Below are 17,498 nucleotides of genomic sequence, written 5' to 3' on the forward strand. Positions count from 1 at the left end.
AGAATACTGCAAGACGTATCTTCCCATTCCCGATTGTTTATATTAAGATACGCATTATCTCGAAAACGAAAGGAAGTCTTTTATGCATCGCCAAAGACGACAATTTCCGCTGATTCCAGACGGGGAATCTTGCTTGCAAGAACCGGTCTCTATGCGCCTATATGAAAATGAAGATTTAATCACAAATATCCGTGGCCCTTACCAAGATAAGGACTACAATGATTTGTTGCCGAACTATGATTTCTTGTCAGCTAAGCCTAGCAATCGTAAGCAGGCTTCAAAACGAGTGGAGACACAAGAAGCTGGCATGACTTATGCAGAGGAAGCCCGTGAAAAGGCTAAGCGTGATGTCCGTGAGAAACGCCAAAAATTCCTCCGCCAAGAAGTTCAACAAACCAAACATACTAATAGCCGTCAACTAACTGCTAAGCCTAAGGTAGAAGCTAAGCCAAGCTTTGAGGCTACTGTTGAGCCAGCTGCTGTAACAACGGATAAAGGGCCAGTGACAGCATCTATATTGGGAGCTCCTGTAAGTGCTATCAAGCGAACTTTAGCACCTAACGGGAAACACTCAAAAATCCATCACTTGGCAAATCGTCTGCAACAGGATTCTTACATCTTGGCAGAAGTGGCTCCAACCTATCAACAGCCTAGTAACCCATCTCGTAAGAAGGTCAAGAAAAATAGCTATGACTTCTTGAAACGTAGCCAGGTTTATAATTACCCAGAACGTCAAACTTACCGTGAACACCGAGTTGCTCAAGAATTAAATTTGACGCATTTAGAAGACGCAAACTAATCGCAGTGCGATTGTAAGGAGAAACTATGTCAAAAACTTATCATTTTATTGGAATTAAAGGATCTGGTATGTCAGCTTTGGCTTTGATGCTCCACCAAATGGGACACAAGGTTCAAGGTTCAGATGTGGAAAAATATTACTTCACACAACGTGGTCTTGAGCAAGCAGGTATTCCTATCCTTCCTTTCGATGAAAAAAACATCACAGAAGATGTTGAATTGATTGCTGGAAATGCCTTTCGTGAAGACAACAACGTTGAAGTTGCTTATGCGATTAAAAATGGCTACAGCTTTAAGCGTTATCACGAGTTTTTGGGTCACTTCATGGATCAATTCACTAGCTTTGGTGTGGCAGGTGCACATGGTAAGACTTCTACAACAGGTCTCTTGTCACATGTTATGAAAAATATCACAGACACGTCATACCTTATCGGTGACGGAACTGGTCGAGGTTCTGCTAATGCACAATACTTTGTCTTTGAGTCTGATGAATATGAACGTCATTTCATGCCATACCACCCAGCATACTCAATCATCACTAACATTGACTTTGACCATCCTGATTACTTTACAAGTATCGATGATGTGTTATCTGCCTTTGATGATTATGCTAAGCAAGTGCAAAAAGGACTCTTTGTTTACGGTGAGGATCCACACCTTCGTAAGATTACAGCCAATGCGCCAATCTATTACTACGGTTTCGAAGAAAATGATGACTTTATGGCAACAGACATTGTTCGTACAACGACAGGGTCTAATTTCAAGGTAAAACACGATGGACAAATTCTTGGAGAATTCCATGTGCCAGCCTATGGTCGTCACAATATCTTGAATGCAACTGCGGTTATTGGGACCCTCTATGTAGCTGGTTTCGACATGGATTTGGTTGCAGAACACCTTAAAACTTTCTCAGGTGTTAAACGTCGTTTCACAGAAAAAATTATCAGTGGTACTGTTGTCATCGATGACTTTGCTCACCATCCAACTGAAATTATTGCAACGCTTGATGCAGCACGCCAAAAGTACCCATCTAAAGAGATTGTTGCTATTTTCCAACCACATACCTTCACACGTACCATTGCTCTTCTTGATGAATTTGCTGAAGCTTTGAACGAAGCAGATGCTGTTTATTTGGCGCAAATTTATGGTTCAGCGCGTGAAGTTGACCATGGTGATGTTAAGGTTGAAGATCTTGCTGCTAAGATCAATAAACCTGCCAAAGTGGTTACAGTTGAAAACGTCTCACCTCTCCTTGACCATGACAATGCTGTTTATGTCTTTATGGGAGCTGGGGATATCCAACTTTACGAACGCTCGTTTGAAGAGCTCCTAGCAAGCTTGCAAACACACATGTAATATATTAAGGGCTGTAGCGATTTCGCTCAGCTCTTTCTCTTAATAGAAAGGAATTTAGTATGCTTATTCGACATGCCCGAGAGGATGATTGGGCTGATGTTGTCCGTATCGAACAAGATAATTTTTCACCTGAAGAGGCTGCAACTCCAGAGGCTATTGCGGAGCGTTTAAAGACGATTTGTGATACCTTTCTAATTGCTGAAATTGATGGCGTTGTAGCTGGCTACATTGAAGGGCCTGTGATTGCGGAACGTTATCTTACAGATGACTTGTTCCATAAGGTGGTTCCTAATGCTAGTCAAGGAGGCTTTATTGCAGTTACTAGTTTGTCTATCTCCAAAGATTTTAAAGGGCAAGGGATTGGTACAGCCTTGATTGCAGCGCTTAAGGATCTAGCTATCGCCCAAAAACGCCAAGGTATTAGTTTGACTTGCCATGATTACCTGATTGCCTATTATGAGATGAATGGCTTCACTGATGAAGGAGAATCAGAATCAAATCATGGCGGTAGCACTTGGTATAATATGGTTTGGGAGAATCCAGAAACCCATTGAATTCAGTGTTACGTTACTGTGACAAAGGACCAATTGATTTGCATTAACTGACTTTTTAAGATATAATGGCGTTTGTTACTATAGAGGAGGTATGCCTTGACGGACAAGTTTAATGAACACTCGGAATCTGCTGAAGATAGCCTAAGCTTTAAAGATCAGATTCTTCGAGATTTACAAGAAGCAACACGGCTCCGTTCTCTTCGCGAGGAGGAGCATAATAAAAGTGCAACTATGCCCGAGACACCACGTTCAACGTCAGCTGAGAGCGCTACAACACATAGTACCTCAGCGTCCAATAAAGTAAGTAACCAAGATTTTAGTTCACATTCTGTTTCTCATAGTGCTTTCGCTAAATCTATGACTTCTGAGACAGCTCAAGATTCTCGACAAGATAGTGTTGGCTTGTTTTCTGTTTCTCAAGCTGAGTCTTTAGTGTCTGATGCTCATTCAAATGTAGCGTCTATTTCTAAAGAACCTATTGAGGAGGAGAAAAAGGTAAATATTCCTCAGGAGACTGAAACGTCGAAACGCCGTTTTAAACGTCCAGTTTGGGAAACTAGCCTTAACGAAGCATCTGAAGAGGAGTATATTCCTGCAGATGTTGCCAAGGAGCTCATTGAAGCTAAGTCTAACGAAGCTATTTATACAGACCCTAAAGAATTGGAGGCCAAATTGACCTCAGAACGTCAAAAAGAATCATTCTTGCAGGAACATCATGCAACAAGTGACCAAGCGTCGCAAGAAAAGGTTCAATCAGAGCTAGTGACTGATGGTAATGAGGATGATGAGAGTATTTCTCTAGAAGCCTCTGGAAAACCTAAGAAAAAGAAAGGTAAGAAAGTGAAGAAGAAAAAGTCTTCGCCAAAAGATGTTAAACAGGCTGACATTGTCGACGAAGAGCCGATTTCACGTTCTAACCGAAATCACAAACGCAATAAAAATAACCGTCGTGCTGGTAAAATTGCAAGAAATATTATTATCTTCTTGCTACTTATCTTGTCAGTAGCTGCATTCTTTGGTTATCGTTATGTTAGTGATGCTGTTGGCGCAAAAGATGTTAATTCAACTAAGTTTGTTAGTGTTGAAATTCCTGAAAATTCAGGTAGCAGTTACATTGGTCAACTATTGGAATCAGCTGGTGTCATTAAGTCTGGTAAGGTCTTTAATTACTATACCAAGTTTAAGAACATCTCAAATCTGAAAAGTGGTTATTACAACCTTCAGGCTAGCATGACCATGGATGAAATTATTGAGGCACTTCAGAAAAAAGGAAGTGATACACCTCAGGAGCCATCTCTTGGTACGGTCTTGGTCAAAGAAGGATACACCATTGATCAAATTGCTAAGGCAGTTGAAGTTAATTCCTCAGCGAAAAAAGGCAAAAAAACATCAACTGGACTTAAGGCAAAAGATTTCTTGAAGCTGATGAAGGATGATGCTTTCATTACTAAGATGAAAGCGAAGTACCCAACCTTGTTGGCCAACCTTCCGAATTCTACGGATGCTAAGTATGTCCTAGAGGGCTATCTGTTCCCAGCGACTTATAACATTCATGACGATACGACGGTGGAATCTTTGGCAGAGGAAATGTTGTCAACGATGGACACCTACCTATCACCTTACTATGCGACGATTTCATCTAGCGGGCACAATGTTAATGAAATTTTGACCCTAGCTTCTCTTGTGGAAAAAGAAGGAGCTACAGATGACGACCGTAAAAATATTGCGAGCGTCTTCTATAATCGTCTTAACTCAGACATGGCTCTACAAAGTAATATTGCAGTTCTTTATGCTCTTGGAAAACTTGGTCAGGAAACGACCTTGAAAGAGGATGCAACTATTGACACAAACATTGACTCCCCTTATAATGATTATGTTCATAAGGGGTTGATGCCAGGTCCTGTGGACAGCCCTAGTCTGTCTGCAATTGAAGCGGTTATCAATCCATCATCTACCAAGTACATGTACTTTGTTGCAGATGTAACTACTGGTAATGTTTATTTTGCTGAAAGCTATGAAGAGCATCAGCATAACGTTGAAACTTACATTAATAGCAAACTAAAAGATAAATAGTCTGATTGGCTCATTAAAATCAAGCAAACAAAGAGTGATTTTGAAAATAAAGCCAAGGGCTCAAAAAATAGGAAAGAGAAAAAAATGGCAGAAAAAACATATGTAATGACACAAGCGGAGAAAGAACAACTTGAAGCGGAATTGGAGGAGTACAAACTCGTCCGTCGTCCAGAAGTTGTAGAACGTATTAAGATTGCTCGTTCTTATGGTGACCTCTCAGAAAACTCTGAGTATGAAGCAGCCAAAGACGAACAAGCCTTTGTTGAAGGACAAATTCAGATTCTTGAAACAAAAATTCGTTATGCAGAAATCGTTGATAGTGATGCTGTTGCTAATGACGAGGTTGCAATTGGTAAAACTGTTGTTGTTCAAGAAGTTGGTACAAACGACAAAGATACTTACCATATCGTTGGTGCAGCCGGTGCTGATATCTTCTCAGGTAAGATTTCAAATGAAAGTCCGATTGCTCAAGCCTTGATTGGTAAGAAAGTTGGCGACAAAGTCGCTATCGAATCACCAGCAGGTAGCTACTCTGTGGAAATCCTTAGTGTAGAAAAAACAGCCTAAGTGACTGTTGGAATTAAGGTGTTCAATATTTGAAACTAGTGGGAGTGAGACAAAACAGCTGTTCTGTCGCACTCCTTTTTTGCTTGTTGGCGCTATTAGGAATTAGGTTAGTCTGAATTAATCTATAAGAAAAGCACTCTTGGCATTTGCCAAGAGTGCTTTGTAGCTTATTTACGATTTTGCTTACCGGCGTTACGGTTTTTCTTTGGTTTACTTGCAATTGCTTGAGTATTTTTTGGTGTCACATCTTTACGCTTGATTGGTGTTGTACGAGGTGCTTTTGGAGGGTTCTTTTTGAACTCTTCAGCAACTTTTTCTTTCAAGCGAGGTTTGATGATGTAGTTGGTAATCAACTGTTGGATAATAGAGAAGATACCACCAACGAACCAGTAGAGGATTACGGCTGCAGGTGAGCTAATACCAAAGAAAATCATCATGATTGGCATACTGTACATCGTCGCTGCCATTTGTTTACGTTGCTCTTCAGGAACTTGTTGAATAGACAACCAAGATTGGAAGTAGTAAAGAGCTGCGATGATGATAATCAATGGGAAGTCACGGTGACCAAGGTTAAACCAGAGGAAGTTATCTTGGAGTACACCAGGAGTGTAACGTGCTGCGTAGTAGAGTGCTGAGAAGAATGGGAACTGAATCAATAGAGGAAGACAGCCGACACCACCCATCAAGCTTAGACCGTTTTCACGCTGAGCTTGCATGAGTTCAGACTGGGCAGCCATTTTTTCTTCTTGTGTTTCAGCGTTACGCAAACGTTCGTTGATTGGTTCCAAGATAGGCGCAAGGTACTCACGTTTTGCTGATTGGTAGGCTGCGCTACGAGATTGGTGAAGACCAAGTGGCAAGATAATCAAACGAACAATGATAGTAACAAAGATAATACCAAGACCAAAGCCAAGACCAAGATTATCTGCGAAGTAGGTGATGACGTGGCTCATAGGGCGACCAAGGAGGTTCCAGACCCAACCAGTAGGATTACCAGACTTATCAAGGCTTACACATCCTGATAGGAAGAGTAGCATGCTGGCAGCAAGCCCCATCAGGGCTAGACGTTTTTGATTTTTATTCACAATATCATTCCTTTTGTTTTTTAGTTATACTTGTCTATTTTACCTTTTTTTAAGGAAGAGAACAAGCTAAAAACGGGGCTTCCTCTTAATTAGCCATCCGAAAATCGCTGTAATTTGAGAAGTTTGCCATGGTCACATCGACATAGGTTACTTTAGACCATTTTGAAGGTCCTTTTCGAACTTCTTGAATAAATTTAGCTAACTTAGCAGGATTATCTGACTGAGCTAGGATTTCAACAGTTCCGTCGTCATTATTCCAAACTCGACCGTATATATCTCCTATATCTAGTGCCAGAGCATAGGTTGAATAACGAAAACCAACACCTTGGACTCTTCCTGAGACTAATAATCTTACTTTTTGCATGTTCCACGACCTCCTTTTGAAAGCTCTTTCTTTTAGTATAATCCTTGCTATAAAGTCGGTCAAGTCCAAGATTTATCAAGGAATTTCTGCTATAATGAGTGTATGGAAATCATTCAATCAAAGCAAAATGCTAGCATTAAGTCTGCTAGAAAATTATTGCAGCGCAAGCACCGTAAAACTAGCTATCTTTTAGAAGGATGGCATCTTTTTGAGGAAGCAAAGGCAAGTGGTGCCGAGATTCTTCAAGTTTTCGTACTTGAGGAAATGGCTGATCGTGTGGCTAATATATCTAAGGTTAAGTTGGTTAGTCCAGAGGTGCTTAAGGAACTCTGTGAAACTCAGACACCTCAAGGGATTGTGGCAGAAGTTGCTAAACAATCTCAAGCCTTGCCAAAGTCTCTCTCAGGGAAGTATCTTCTCTTGGAGGATGTTCAGGACCCTGGTAATGTAGGAACAATGATTCGAACAGCAGATGCCGCAGGTTATGACGGAGTCTTTTTGTCGGATAAATCAGCTGATATTTATAATCAGAAGACCTTGCGTTCTATGCAGGGAAGTCATTTCCACCTTCCAATCTATCGTGGACCAATTCTTGACATGGTTGAGGCTTGCAGAAAACAAGGTATCCCCGTCTTAGCAACGACTCTTTCCGATGTTTCCGTTGACTATAAAGCAGTTAAGACAGATGGCAATTTTGCCCTAGTGATGGGAAATGAGGGTCAGGGAATTAGTCAGGAAATGGCTGAGTCTGCTGATCAACTCGTACATATTAGCATGCCAGGTCAGGCGGAGAGTCTGAATGTTGCTGTTGCAGCAGGAATTCTCATGTTTAGTCTCTAGGTCTCAAGGATGATTTTAGGAGAAAACAACTGACTTTTAAAGTAATTTTAAGTACTAGTGGTATAATGAAGAAGCATTAGAAACATTAATGAGGTATTATTATGAAACGACCAGAAGATGATAAAGAATTCATGGAAGTTGTGGGACATTTGATTTCTCATCCACGTTTTCAAAAATTGGATGGGATTGTACAACACCATCATTCGACACGTTTAGAACACTCGGTTAATGTTAGTTACACCAGCTATAAGATTGCTAAAAAATTTGGCTGGGATGCCAAGAGCACAGCTCGAGGTGGTCTCTTACATGACTTTTTCTATTATGATTGGCGAGTGACTAAATTTAACAAGAGTCATGCTTGGGTACACCCACGTATTGCTGTTCGTAATGCCAGAAAGCTTGTTAATCTGAATAAAAAAGAAGAGGATATTATCCTCAAGCATATGTGGGGAGCAACGATTGCGCCGCCGAAGTATAAGGAATCTTATATTGTTACTATGGTTGATAAGTATTGGGCGGTTAAAGAAGCAGCGACACCTTTACGAAACCGAATCAAAAATCGTAAGTTTTTCCGTCGCAAGACTCTACAAAGCCACCACCAATAATTCATTATTTTTAGGAGATAACTATGGAATCAAATGCAATTTATACAACTAGTGATGCGGGCTTGAACCGCTTTTTCGGAAAGATTTATGGTCTTGTCGGTATGGGAGTGGGACTTTCAGCAGTCATCTCTTATCTGATGCTCTTCCCTCTTTCGCATCTTTTTGTCAACATTCTCATGAATTATTCTTGGGTTTACATGGCGGCACTCTTTTTAGAGTTTGGTTTGGTCTTTTTGGCTAGCGGTGCTGCAAGAAGGAATACACCTGCGGCTCTACCTTTATTTTTGGTTTATTCTGCTCTGAATGGATTTACACTTAGCTTTATCATCGTACAATATACGCAAGCCATTGTTTTCCAAGCTTTCCTTAGCACTGCCATTGTTTTCTTTATCATGGCACTTATCGGAGTTACCATTAAGCGAGATCTATCAGGCATGGCCAAGTTCCTTATGGCAGCCTTGATTGGGATTATTGTGGCTAGCTTGATTAATATTTTCTTTGCAAGTAGCATGATGAGTTTTGTGATTAGTATTGTATCAATTCTTATTTTCTCAGGTTTAATTGCCTACGATAACCAGATGATTAAGAAGGTATATTATGGTACCAATGGTCAGGTCACAGATGGATGGGCAGTTTCTATGGCACTTAGTCTTTACTTGGATTTCATTAACTTATTCTTGAATATCTTGCGACTCTTTGCTAGACGTAATTAGTAAAAAAAATCAGCCAGATGGCTGATTTTTTTACTGTCTAATAGTTTTTTGTGAGTGTTCCTTGCTGACCTGTGTAAGCGTAGAAGAGTGGATAGTAATCCCATTTTCCGACATAGCTATCTTTATCTGGGAAAGCCCACTTGTCGTCTTTTTTAGTAAGCTCGACTGAGTAATTATCAAAGATATTTGTCCCTTCAGTCTTTGGTGTTGATGGGGTTACTTCTTTGATTGAATTCGGTAGGTGAGTTTCCATGTAGAATTGTCTTGTCAGTTGGTCGACATTTCCAGCGTTAGCACCATTGCTTTGTAGGTAGTTTTTAAGTTCGTCTGTGAGATTTGGGTGATTAGCACCATAGGCATCGTCTGCAGCTTTCATACTGATAGTTGACATGTTGACATTGAATTCTGCCTTATCTTTAGCGACGATAATGTTGTCAACAGTGTAGCTGCCGCGTTCACGGTTAGCAGTTTGAACCCAACCAAAAACTTTTGGAACTTCATCACCGGTTGGTTTGATGTTATCAGTTGCATCATAGCTGTATTGAAGGCTATCTGAGAAATATTGGTTAAGTTCGCCCTTAGCTTTGTCCAAGTCGTTAGAAACAAATTTGCTGTAGTCTTTGCTTTCGCCACCTAGAAGAACTGCGTTGAAATAAGCATCAACAGTCTTTTTAACATTGGTAGTTGTTTTACCATCGAAATCTTTTAGGTTAGTAGAAACAGTTTGTCCTTCTGTCTTCTCATCCTTTGATTCAAAATAGAGTTTATAGCTTTCGTCGTTGTTAACTTCGAAAAAGAGCGAGACAGTTTTGTAGTCGTCAGCTTCAAGCTTTCCAAAGTCATCTGTAGCATCCTCTACGTTCTTATTTTTGTTGAAGAGAGTAGGGAGGTCACCTTTGTCGAGCTTGCTTGCTGTGACTTTTTTACCATCTTTATCTTTGAGGTAGAATTGTTTAGCAGATGTTTTGAGCTCATTTTCCATATCTTCCGAAGTATTCTCGAGTTTGAATGAGACTTCGACTAGGGTTTGGTCATCCTTGAGCTTGAGGTCGCTTCCTGACATATAGACAATATCGTTAACAGAAAGCTTGGCATCAAGTTTTGGCTTGGCACATGCTGAGAGCGTTAAGATGGCTGCTAGAGCAAGAGCCCCAGAGTAAAGATATTTTTTCATAAATAATCCCCCGTTATTTTATTTAGGTTATAGGTCTATTGTATCATGAAATATGCCTTGAGATTATTAGAAAATTGGGTTTCAAGCCTTTTCTTATGCTATAATAGGATTACTATTGTAAAAAAATGGAGAATAAAATGACAAAAACACCTTTTATTGCAGCTGATAAACTTGAACAAATCACTGCAGAATTTCCCACACCTTTCCATCTTTACGATGAAAAAGGTATTCGTGAAACAGCAAGTGCAGTTAATGCAGCTTTTTCGTGGAATCCAGGTTTTAAAGAATTCTTTGCTGTAAAGGCCACACCTAATCCAGCAATCCTCAAAATTTTGAAAGAAGAAGGGTGTGGTGTCGATTGTGCGACCGATACAGAGCTTGTCATGAGTAAGAAAATTGGTTTTGATAGTAGCGCGATTAGCTTTACATCTAATGATACACGTGCTGAAGAGTTTGTTTACGCGCGTGATATTAATGCGACAATTAACCTTGATGCTTACGAAGATATCTTTTTCTTGGAAGAGGCTGCAGGGCTTCCTGAAACCCTTTCTTTGCGCTTTAACCCAGGAGGTGTCTTCTCTCTTGGTACTGATATCATGGATCATCCTGAAGAATCAAAATTTGGGATGACTAAGGAACAACTCTTCAAAGGTTATGCCTACCTTAAAGAAAAAGGAGTGCAATCATTCGGTTTGCATGCTTTCCTAGCGTCAAATACAGTAACGAATGAGTATTACCCAACCTTGGCTGCTCAACTCTTTGAATTGGCGGTAGAAATCAAGAATGAACTTGGAGTTAGTCTTGACTTTATCAATTTATCAGGTGGTGTTGGGGTAGACTACACACCGGCTAATAAGCAAAATGACATTGCTGTTATCGGTGAAGGGGTTCATGCTAAATTTGATGAGATCCTTGTTCCGAATGATCTTGGACATATCAGTATTTACACTGAACTTGGACGTTTCATGACAGCACCTCATGGCCTTGTTGTTACTAAGGTTCTTCATATTAAGGACACTTATCGTCGTTACGTTGGTGTAGATGCTTCTGCGGTTAACTTGCTTCGTCCAGCTATGTACGATGCCTACCACCACATCACGAATATGACTAATCCAGATGGTGACATTCAAGTAGTTGATGTGACAGGTTCTCTTTGTGAAAATAATGATAAGTTTGCTAAGAACCGTGAATTGCCAGAAGCTCGTATTGGAGATACCTTGGTTATCCACGACACAGGTGCACATGGTTTCTCAATGGGTTACAACTATAATGGACGTCTTCGTTCTGCAGAAATTCTCTACCAAGAAGATGGAACTGCTCGTATGATCCGCCGTGCAGAGACGATGAATGATTACTTTGCTACTCTTGATGGTTTTGATTTTGACATTTAACAAAAAATAAGCTAGGCCTTAAAGGCCCTAGCTTATTTTACTTTAATGATTACAGCTTCAAGAATGATATCGGCTAACTCCTCAGGGGATTCGACACAGCCTTCTTTGAGCCAGAGTGTTAAAATGGTAACAATAGTGCTAACATAAATTTCCAATGAATATTTGGCAGGAATATGATAGCTTTGTTCCATGAGCTCTGTAACATTTTCGATATCAGAGTTAAGGATGGTCTCGATAATGAATTCACGAATCATCTCATTGATGTTTGGAATGTGTGTCATTAAGGTGAGACAGAGTCTTTGATTTTCCTTAAGATATCCTAGCATTTCAGTAACAACACCCTCTTGGTAGGTCATGTCTTCCTGAAGAATACTTGAAACTTTATCTAAAATCTTTGAGAAGGTTGTTTCAACCAAATCTTCTTTATTTGAATAGTAGTAGTAGAAAGTTGGTCTGCTGAGATTTGCCTTCTTGATGATGTCTGTGATGCTGATTTGTTCGAGTGAACTCTCTTCTAAGAGTTCAATAAATGCGTTGACAATTTTTCGTTCGGAAATAGTTGCTTCCTTGAGCATAAATAAACCCCTTTATATAAACATAATAATAATTCCACAACTTATATAATAACCTATTTTTTTTCTAGAAATCTTACAAGTCCTTTACAGTTGTAAGTGAAAAATACTGAAACTCTCATTTTATCGATATTTTAAACGAAAAAACTTTTTTTCTATACGTTTTTAAGAACCAACGTCTTATTTGTCAGTAGGGTCCATTTTTGCTATAATATAAGGTAAATCAACGTTATAGGAGAATTAAATTTATGAACACCGTCCTTTGGATTATTCTTGTTTTTGTAGCCCTTTTAGGTGGTTTTTATGGAGGCGCATACTTTGCCCGCAAACAAATGGAGAAAGAATTGGCTGAAAATCCTCGTTTGAATGTGGACGCTGTTCGTACCATGATGTCGGCTGCGGGTCAAAAGCCAAATGAAGCAAAAGTGCGTCAAACATATAACCAAATTATCAAACAACAAAAACAAGCACTTGCAGATAGCAAGAAAAAGAAAAAATAATGGTGGGGAGCTGGGACGTGAATCTCAGCTTTTTACATGTAACCTAGGGGATAAGGAGGCAAGATGGATAATCGACCTATAGGATTTTTAGATTCTGGTGTCGGAGGACTGACGGTGGTACGTGAACTTAAACGTCAGTTGCCTCACGAGTCTATTGTTTATATTGGTGACTCTGCTAGGGCGCCGTATGGTCCTAGACCAGCAGAACAAATCAGAGAGTATACATGGCAGTTGGTTAAATTTCTTCTGACCAAAGATGTAAAAATGATCGTTATTGCTTGTAATACGGCAACAGCAGTAGTTTGGGAGGAAATCAAAGGAGCCTTGGATATCCCAGTGCTAGGTGTGGTTTTGCCTGGTTCTAGTGCTGCCATTAAGTCTAGCCAATCGGGTCATATTGGCGTCATTGGGACTCCTATGACGATTTCCTCTAACATCTATGAACAAAAAATTAAGCATCTGGCACCACAAATGAATGTCTTGAGTTTATCTTGTCCTCGCTTTGCCCCCATTGTTGAATCCAATGAAATTAACTCAAGTGTGGCTAAAAAGATTGTTTATGAGAGCATGGCACCTTTAGTCGGTAAGGTAGATACCTTGGTTTTAGGTTGCACCCATTACCCACTTTTACGTCCTATCATCCAGAATGTTATGGGGCCAAGTGTCAAGCTAATTGATAGCGGAGCTGAAACGGTTCGTGATGTTTCCGTTTTGCTCAATTATTTTGAAATTAATCGTAGCCGTGAAGTCGAAGACAAGACGGAAGAATATTACACCACAGCTAGTGTGCTTGGTTTTAAAGAAATCGCAGAACAATGGCTGGGTGAAGAAGTTGCTGTCCAACATGTCGATTTGGACAAGGAGTTAGAAAATGACTAAATCAATTTTAGAATATAAAGACGAACAAGACTGGTATTTGGCTAGTTTTGGAAGCTACAATCACTTGACTTGTTTTGGTGGTGATGAGGCCTATGAACAATTTGTTGACCTTTTCCAAGCCTTGACTAACGTTTTGGCTGTTAGTGGTTTCCAGTTACATATTGCTAAACATTCTTCAGACCTTCGCTTAGTATCCTTTATTTTGGATTGCTTGAAAGAGGAAACTGGTCGTGACCTAGCTGTTACGCAACATCAAGGGGCCTTGGTAGTTAGTGAAGGGGATAAGCTTGTCTATGTTCATGTGCCAAGAGAAGGTGTCACCTTGAGTGATTTCTTTGGTTCTGATAACAAATCAGATTTTGGTGATGTCCTATTGATTGCGACACGCAATGAAGGAAAAACTAAGGAATTTCGTAAACTATTTGGAAAACTAGGCATTAAGGTAGAGAATCTTAATGATTATCCAGACCTTCCTGAAGTTGCTGAAACAGGTATGACCTTTGAGGAAAATGCACGCTTGAAGGCGGAAACCATTTCTGACTTAACTGGTAAAATGGTCCTCTCAGATGACTCTGGTTTGCAGGTAGATGTTCTTGGAGGCTTACCAGGAGTTTGGTCTGCACGCTTTGCAGGTCCTGATGCTACAGATGCTGAAAATAATGCTAAATTATTGCACGAGCTGGCTATGGTGCTTGATGATAGCAAACGTACGGCGAACTTCCATACAACCCTAGTTGTTGCAGCACCTGGACGTGATAGTTTGGTTGTTGATGCCGACTGGAAGGGTTATATTGGCCGAGAACCGAAAGGCGATAATGGTTTTGGTTATGATCCACTCTTTTTAGTTGGTAATACGGGTAAAACGGCAGCAGAGCTTTCTGCAGAAGAGAAAAATGAACAATCTCACCGTGGACAAGCTGTTAAGAAACTTATGGAGGTCTTCCCAACATGGCAGAACAAACAATAATCGTAATGAGCGACTCCCATGGAGATCGTGACATTGTAGTAGATATAAAAAATCGTTATCAGGGAAAGGTGGATGCTATTTTCCACAACGGGGATTCTGAGTTAGAATCAAGTGATCCTGTTTGGGAAGGTATCCATGTTGTTCGAGGAAACTGTGACTATGATTCAGGTTATCCAGAACGTTTGGTCGTTAAACTTGGAGATGTGATTATTGCACAAACACATGGTCATCTCTATGGCATTAATTTTACCTGGGACAAGTTAGATCTTTGGGCGCAACAAGAGGATGCAGATATTTGTCTTTATGGCCACTTGCATGCGGCAACAGCTTGGCGAAATGGTGAGACAGTGTTTATCAATCCAGGTTCTGTTTTACAGCCACGTGGACCTATCCATGAGAAACTTTATGCAAAGGTGATTATAAATGATGCAAAAATTCGTGTGGAATATTACACACGTGACCATGAACTTTATTCAGAACTTACACAGGAATTTGAACGATGATTGCTAAAGAATTTGAAGATTTTTTGTTGGCTCGTTTAGATAATTATTTAATTCCATCAGATCAGGTTGCTATTTTTATTGATAGTCATAACGCTAATCATGTGGTTTTGCTTTTGACGAGTAACGGTTATTCGCGCGTTCCCGTTTTGACTAAGGATAAGCATTATCTTGGGACCATATCTTTGACAGATATTAAGCGTTATCAAGATGAACATAACTTGCAAGAGTGGGAGATGGTTAACCGTGATATCGGGCCGATGACATCAGATGTCGTGGAAACAGTGGAAGATAATGCTAATCTAAACGAGGTAATGCATAAACTAGTTGATAATCCTTTCCTTCCTGTGGTTGATAGCCAAGGTATTTTCAAAGGAATTATCACACGAAAATCGATTCTAAAGGCGGTTAATAGCCTCTTACATGACTTTACACATGACTATATCATCATTCCAAAAACAACTAACAACTCAGATCACTGATTTTCTGGCTACTAAGGTCATTTCAGAGAGTTCAAAGCAAGCTTATACTTATGATCTTAAGCAGTTTGCAACTTTGATTTCAGGACAAATTGATCAAACCACTTTAAAGCTCTATGAAAACCAACTCAAGGAATGGAAGCCATCCGTACAAAAACGTAAGCGCTCTGCGGTCAATCAATTTTTACTATATCTCTATCAAAAGGGTGAATTAGCGAATTTTTTCAAACTATCAGAGATGGTAACGCTACCTTCTCAGGAGGATAAGTTGCAGATACTGGATCTTTCATCGCTTTATGAGGGACGTGAAGGGGCTGGGAAACTGGCCTGTCTGCTGATTCTAGAGTTGGGGCTCTTGCCTTCAGAGATTTTGGAGTTGGACTGGTCCGATATCGACTTGGATTTTGGTGTTGTAACTGTGGCCAAGGGAACGACTAAGCGTGTTCTTAGACTTGAAGCAGATTTGAAACAGTATTTGTTGGCTATTAAGGATGTGAACAGTCAGGGATTGCTTTTGGGTAAGGTCTATACTCGACAATGGCTGTATAAGCAAATCCAGACTTATGTTAGTGACTGTGGCTTATCGAATGTGACTGCTCAAGTCTTGCGTCAGCAATTTATTCTTAGACAAATTGAAAAGGGAACGGGCGCCTTTGAACTTGCTCGTTTACTGGGACTAAAAAGTCCAGTGACCTTGGAGAAATACTATAAAATCTAATGGATATTAAGTTAAAAGATTTTGAGGGGCCACTGGATTTGTTGCTCCATCTGGTTTCTAAGTATGAGGTAGATATTTACGATGTCCCCATTGTTGAGGTTATTGAGCAATACTTGGCTTATTTGGCAACCTTGCAAGCCATGAAGCTTGAAGTTGCTGGGGAATATATGCTTATGGCTAGTCAGCTCATGCTGATTAAGAGTCGTAAGCTTCTGCCGACAGTGGTGGAAGCTGAGCCAGAAGCAGATGATCCAGAACTAGAGCTCTTGAGTCAGTTGGAAGAATATGCACGCTTCAAAGCAGCTAGTCAAGAGTTGGCTAAGCAGCATGAAGTGCGGGCTCAGTATTTTTCAAAACCAAAAGTTGAATTAGTTTATGAAGATGTGACGCTGAATCAGGATAAGACCATTCAAGACATTTTCTTGGCTTTTTCAAAAATCATGACTGAAAAGCAAGAAGAAATTCGCCGAAATCATACAACCATTGCGCGTGACGATTATAAAATTGAAGACATGATGCTGATTATTGAGGAAGCATTTGGCTCAAAAAATGAGCTATATCTGGATGAACTTTTCACAGATGCTAAAGACATGAATCAAGTAATCACCCTCTTTTTGGCAACTCTTGAATTGATTAAGGTACATCGCATATCAGTACAACAGGAAACAATTTTTGGCACAATCACACTAAGAAAGGAATGGACGAATGAGTAGTCACTTAGCACGATTAGAAGCTTTACTTTTTGTGGCTGGTGAAGATGGTCTTAGTCTACGTACTATGGCACAGCTTTTGGAAATGCCAGTGACGGGTCTGACTCAGTCTTTGGAGAAATTGCAAGCTAAGTACGAGGCAGATGAGGATTCAGCTCTGTGTTTATTGGAATCATCAAATACCTATAAGTTAGTGACTAAACCAGATTTTGCAAGTCTCCTTCGTGACTATTCTAAAACGCCTATTAACCAGAGTCTATCACGAGCGAGTCTTGAGGTCCTCTCTATAGTTGCGTATAAACAGCCCATTACTCGCGCTGAAGTTGATGACATTAGAGGTGTTAATTCTAGTGGCGCTATTGCTAAACTTCAGGCCTTTGATCTTATTCAAGAGGCTGGTAAAAAGGATGCTGTCGGTCGTCCTAACCTATATGCGACTACTGATTATTTCCTAGACTATATGGGTATTAACAGTTTAGACGAGCTTGTGGCGATTGATCAACTAGAACTTGAAGATCAAGAAACGAGTCTCTTTAGGGAAGATGCTTCAGAGGAACTTGAGGACTTGGACAATTAAGAGTAAACCTTGTTGAAACTAATCATTAAAAATAAAGAAACATAGCAGAGATGCTAGGTAGAAAGGATACAGCTTA

21 protein-coding genes are annotated in these 17,498 nt (G+C 40.1%); 17 read left to right on the forward strand and 4 right to left on the reverse strand.

The window, feature by feature from the left end:
* Positions 1 to 82: 82 nt before the first annotated feature.
* The 5 genes from BSR19_RS01365 to greA all read left to right on the forward strand — a co-directional run bounded on the left by BSR19_RS01365 (position 83) and on the right by greA (position 5,348).
* Positions 83 to 799, forward strand: a complete 717-nt coding sequence (locus tag BSR19_RS01365; RefSeq protein ID WP_037598958.1) for a hypothetical protein — start codon at positions 83 to 85, stop codon at positions 797 to 799.
* Between the two features lie 26 nt (positions 800 to 825).
* On the forward strand, positions 826 to 2,154 hold the full coding sequence (murC, locus tag BSR19_RS01370) for a UDP-N-acetylmuramate--L-alanine ligase (RefSeq protein ID WP_156246359.1): 1,329 nt from the start codon (positions 826 to 828) through the stop codon (positions 2,152 to 2,154).
* Positions 2,155 to 2,213: 59 nt separating this feature from the next.
* The gene (locus tag BSR19_RS01375; protein WP_002886517.1) at positions 2,214 to 2,708 is read left to right on the forward strand and encodes a GNAT family N-acetyltransferase; all 495 of its coding nucleotides are present in this window, start codon (positions 2,214 to 2,216) and stop codon (positions 2,706 to 2,708) included.
* Positions 2,709 to 2,804: 96 nt separating this feature from the next.
* A complete protein-coding gene (gene mltG, locus BSR19_RS01380; protein ID WP_156246360.1) occupies positions 2,805 to 4,781 on the forward strand; it encodes an endolytic transglycosylase MltG in 1,977 nt (658 codons plus the stop codon).
* A gap of 84 nt (positions 4,782 to 4,865) precedes the next feature.
* The gene (greA, locus tag BSR19_RS01385) at positions 4,866 to 5,348 is read left to right on the forward strand and encodes a transcription elongation factor GreA (RefSeq protein ID WP_002883697.1); all 483 of its coding nucleotides are present in this window, start codon (positions 4,866 to 4,868) and stop codon (positions 5,346 to 5,348) included.
* A gap of 167 nt (positions 5,349 to 5,515) precedes the next feature.
* Here the strand turns inward: greA and yidC are convergent, their stop codons facing one another.
* A complete protein-coding gene (yidC, locus tag BSR19_RS01390) occupies positions 5,516 to 6,433 on the reverse strand; it encodes a membrane protein insertase YidC (protein WP_002886520.1) in 918 nt (305 codons plus the stop codon).
* Between the two features lie 85 nt (positions 6,434 to 6,518).
* On the reverse strand, positions 6,519 to 6,797 hold the full coding sequence (locus tag BSR19_RS01395; protein ID WP_013990023.1) for an acylphosphatase: 279 nt from the start codon (positions 6,795 to 6,797) through the stop codon (positions 6,519 to 6,521).
* A 102-nt stretch (positions 6,798 to 6,899) separates the two neighbouring features.
* On the opposite strand from BSR19_RS01395, the gene BSR19_RS01400 reads away from it, so the two are divergent.
* From BSR19_RS01400 to BSR19_RS01410, 3 genes are all read left to right on the forward strand, one after another.
* Entirely contained in the window at positions 6,900 to 7,637 is a 738-nt protein-coding gene (locus BSR19_RS01400) for a TrmH family RNA methyltransferase (RefSeq protein ID WP_060973149.1), read from the forward strand.
* A gap of 101 nt (positions 7,638 to 7,738) precedes the next feature.
* Complete coding sequence (locus tag BSR19_RS01405) at positions 7,739 to 8,242, forward strand: HD domain-containing protein (protein WP_002883682.1); 504 nt, start codon at positions 7,739 to 7,741, stop codon at positions 8,240 to 8,242.
* A gap of 23 nt (positions 8,243 to 8,265) precedes the next feature.
* A complete protein-coding gene (locus BSR19_RS01410; protein ID WP_049545705.1) occupies positions 8,266 to 8,955 on the forward strand; it encodes a Bax inhibitor-1/YccA family protein in 690 nt (229 codons plus the stop codon).
* A 37-nt stretch (positions 8,956 to 8,992) separates the two neighbouring features.
* Here the strand turns inward: BSR19_RS01410 and BSR19_RS01415 are convergent, their stop codons facing one another.
* Complete coding sequence (locus tag BSR19_RS01415) at positions 8,993 to 10,129, reverse strand: DUF5105 domain-containing protein (protein WP_156246361.1); 1,137 nt, start codon at positions 10,127 to 10,129, stop codon at positions 8,993 to 8,995.
* A 137-nt stretch (positions 10,130 to 10,266) separates the two neighbouring features.
* On the opposite strand from BSR19_RS01415, the gene BSR19_RS01420 reads away from it, so the two are divergent.
* Positions 10,267 to 11,520 carry a diaminopimelate decarboxylase gene (locus tag BSR19_RS01420; protein ID WP_060973151.1) on the forward strand — a complete coding sequence of 418 codons (1,254 nt, stop codon included), beginning with the start codon at positions 10,267 to 10,269 and terminating at the stop codon, positions 11,518 to 11,520.
* Between the two features lie 32 nt (positions 11,521 to 11,552).
* On the opposite strand, the gene BSR19_RS01425 is transcribed toward BSR19_RS01420, so the two are convergent.
* Entirely contained in the window at positions 11,553 to 12,095 is a 543-nt protein-coding gene (locus BSR19_RS01425; protein WP_060972193.1) for a TetR/AcrR family transcriptional regulator, read from the reverse strand.
* Between the two features lie 245 nt (positions 12,096 to 12,340).
* Between BSR19_RS01425 and BSR19_RS01430 the strand changes: the two genes are divergently transcribed.
* From BSR19_RS01430 to scpB, 8 genes are all read left to right on the forward strand, one after another.
* Entirely contained in the window at positions 12,341 to 12,592 is a 252-nt protein-coding gene (locus BSR19_RS01430; protein ID WP_002883695.1) for a YneF family protein, read from the forward strand.
* A 63-nt stretch (positions 12,593 to 12,655) separates the two neighbouring features.
* Positions 12,656 to 13,471 (forward strand): glutamate racemase, encoded by an 816-nt coding sequence (racE, locus tag BSR19_RS01435; protein WP_002889898.1) that lies wholly within the window; start codon positions 12,656 to 12,658, stop codon positions 13,469 to 13,471.
* A complete protein-coding gene (locus BSR19_RS01440; RefSeq protein WP_060973152.1) occupies positions 13,464 to 14,438 on the forward strand; it encodes a nucleoside-triphosphate diphosphatase in 975 nt (324 codons plus the stop codon). The genes racE and BSR19_RS01440 overlap by 8 nt, the downstream gene beginning before the upstream one ends.
* Positions 14,420 to 14,941: a metallophosphoesterase gene (locus tag BSR19_RS01445; protein WP_156246362.1), complete on the forward strand. Its 522-nt coding sequence runs from the start codon at positions 14,420 to 14,422 to the stop codon at positions 14,939 to 14,941. The genes BSR19_RS01440 and BSR19_RS01445 overlap by 19 nt, the downstream gene beginning before the upstream one ends.
* The gene (gene cbpB, locus BSR19_RS01450; RefSeq protein ID WP_156246363.1) at positions 14,938 to 15,420 is read left to right on the forward strand and encodes a cyclic-di-AMP-binding protein CbpB; all 483 of its coding nucleotides are present in this window, start codon (positions 14,938 to 14,940) and stop codon (positions 15,418 to 15,420) included. Before BSR19_RS01445 ends, cbpB begins: the two co-directional genes overlap by 4 nt.
* Positions 15,374 to 16,135: a site-specific tyrosine recombinase XerD gene (gene xerD, locus BSR19_RS01455; protein ID WP_156246364.1), complete on the forward strand. Its 762-nt coding sequence runs from the start codon at positions 15,374 to 15,376 to the stop codon at positions 16,133 to 16,135. The genes cbpB and xerD overlap by 47 nt, the downstream gene beginning before the upstream one ends.
* Positions 16,135 to 16,848, forward strand: coding sequence for a segregation/condensation protein A (locus BSR19_RS01460; protein ID WP_064525555.1), 714 nt, complete (start codon positions 16,135 to 16,137; stop codon positions 16,846 to 16,848). Before xerD ends, BSR19_RS01460 begins: the two co-directional genes overlap by 1 nt.
* Positions 16,841 to 17,422, forward strand: a complete 582-nt coding sequence (gene scpB / locus BSR19_RS01465; RefSeq protein WP_064525558.1) for an SMC-Scp complex subunit ScpB — start codon at positions 16,841 to 16,843, stop codon at positions 17,420 to 17,422. The genes BSR19_RS01460 and scpB overlap by 8 nt, the downstream gene beginning before the upstream one ends.
* The last annotated feature ends 76 nt before the right edge of the window (positions 17,423 to 17,498 follow it).

It is taken from the genome of Streptococcus salivarius (assembly GCF_009738225.1).
Lineage (GTDB): Bacteria > Bacillota > Bacilli > Lactobacillales > Streptococcaceae > Streptococcus.